The following is a 2,076-nucleotide window of genomic DNA, read 5'->3' on the forward strand; positions in this document are numbered from 1 at the left end:
GCGGCTGTATCGCACGGGTGATCTGGTGCGTTGGGGTGGCGGGGGGGATCTGGAGTTTCTGGGCCGTACCGATGATCAGGTGAAGGTGCGTGGTTTCCGGGTCGAGCCGGGTGAGGTCGAGGCGGCGATCGTGGCGAAACCCGGGGTGGTCCGGGCCGCAGTGGTCGTGCGCGAGGACGTGCCGGGTGACAAGCGTCTGGTCGCGTATGTCGTGGGTGACGCCGATCCGGCCGGGCTCGCCGCTGGGCTGGCCCACGAGTTGCCGGGGCATCTTGTTCCTGCGGCCTTCGTGACCGTCGGTGAGCTGCCGCTGACGGTCAACGGCAAGCTGGACCGGCGGGCCCTGCCGGCGCCGGAGTACGCCGCGAGCCCGGCCGGCCGCGCGCCGCGTACGCCGCGGGAGGAATTGCTCTGCGGTGTGTTCGCCGAGGTTCTGGGCGTTGCGACGGTCGGTGTGGACGACAGTTTCTTCGACCTGGGCGGCCACTCCCTGCTTGCCACCCGGCTGGTGTCGCGGATCCGGACGGTCCTCGGCGTCGAGATCGGCCTGCGGCAGGTCTTCGACCGGCCGACACCGGCGGGCATCGCCGCCCTCGCCGACCGGGCGGAAACGGCACGCCCGCCGGTGGCGGCCGTGCCGAGGCCGGCGGCCCTGCCCCTGTCGTTCGCCCAGCAGCGCCTGTGGTTCCTCGACCGGCTGGACGGCGCGAACCCGACCTACAACATCTCGCTGCTGCTGCGCCTGACCGGGCCGCTGGACGTCCCGGCCCTGGCCGAGGCGGTCACCGACCTGGCCGGCCGACACGAGAGCCTGCGCACGCGATTCGCGCTCGAGGACGGAGAACCCGTCCAGCGGATCGAGCCGGCCGGGTCCGCGCTGACGGTGGTTCCCGTCGAAGTCGGCGAGCTTCCGCGGTCGGTGGCGGCCGCGACCGCGTACGCGTTCGACCTCGGCGCCGACCTCCCGCTGCGGGCGACGTTGTTCGACGCCGGCCAGGACCGGTTCGTGCTCGCCGTGGTCGTGCACCACAGCGCCGGCGACGGCTGGTCGATGGGCCCGCTGTGGCAGGACCTGTCGATCGCGTACGCCGCCCGGACGGCCGGCCGGGCACCGGACTGGGAACCGCTCCCGGTGCAGTACGCGGACTACGCGCTGTGGCAGCGGGACGCCCTCGGCGACGCGGACGACCCGCGGAGTGTGCTCGCCGGCCAGCTGCGCTTCTGGCGTGACGCGCTCGCCGGCGCCCCGGCCGAGCTGGCGCTGCCCGCCGACCGCCGGCGCCCGGCCCGTCCCAGCCACCGGGGTGCCGTCGTCCCGCTGCGGCTCGGCGCGGATACACACGACCGGCTGCGCGCGCTGGCCCGGGCGTACGACGTGACGGTCTTCATGGTCTTCCAGGCCGTGGTTGCGGTGCTGCTGTCGCGGCTCGGGGCCGGCACCGACATCCCGATCGGCACCCCGGTGGCCGGGCGGACCGACGAGGCGCTGGACGACCTCGTCGGGTTCTTCGTCAACACGCTGGTGCTGCGCACGGACCTGTCCGGCGACCCGAACTTTGCCGAGGTGCTGCACCGGGTCCGGGAGAACACCCTGGCGGTTTTCGAGCACCAGGACGTGCCGTTCGAGCGGCTGGTGGAGGAGCTGGCCCCGGAGCGGTCGCTGAACCGCCACCCGCTTTTCCAGATCATGCTTGCCGTACGCAGCGGCTCCGCGACACCACCTCGGCTGCCCGGCGTGGAGGTCGAGCCGTTCCCCGGCGGCGAGGTGACGGCGAAGTTCGACCTCGAGTTCACCTTCTCGGAGATCTTCGCGGACGGCGGTGATGCGGCCGGGGTGGAGGGCTCCCTGGTGTACGCCACGGACCTGTTCGACGAGGCCACCGCGGAGGGCATCGCGACGCGCCTGGGCCGGGTGCTCGACGGCGTCTGCGCCGACCCGGACGCGCGCATCGCCGACGTACCTGTTCTGAGTCGCGCTGAGCTGGATGAGTTCGCTGGCTGGAATGACACGGTGGTTCCGGCTCGTCCGGTTTCGCTGGTGGATTTGTTCGCGTCGTCGGTTTCGCGGTGGCCGGG

The 2,076-nt window shown here is 72.6% G+C and carries 1 protein-coding gene; it reads left to right on the top strand.

Annotation, left to right across the window (positions count from 1 at the left end; genetic code table 11):
- Positions 1-79 precede the first annotated feature (79 nt).
- The coding region (locus ITX44_RS40570) for a condensation domain-containing protein (protein ID WP_307795723.1) at positions 80-2,076 on the top strand (1,997 nt) is incomplete at its 3' end.

Origin of the sequence: Actinacidiphila acididurans, assembly GCF_016918855.1 — a bacterium.
Lineage (GTDB): Bacteria > Actinomycetota > Actinomycetes > Streptomycetales > Streptomycetaceae > Actinacidiphila > Actinacidiphila acididurans.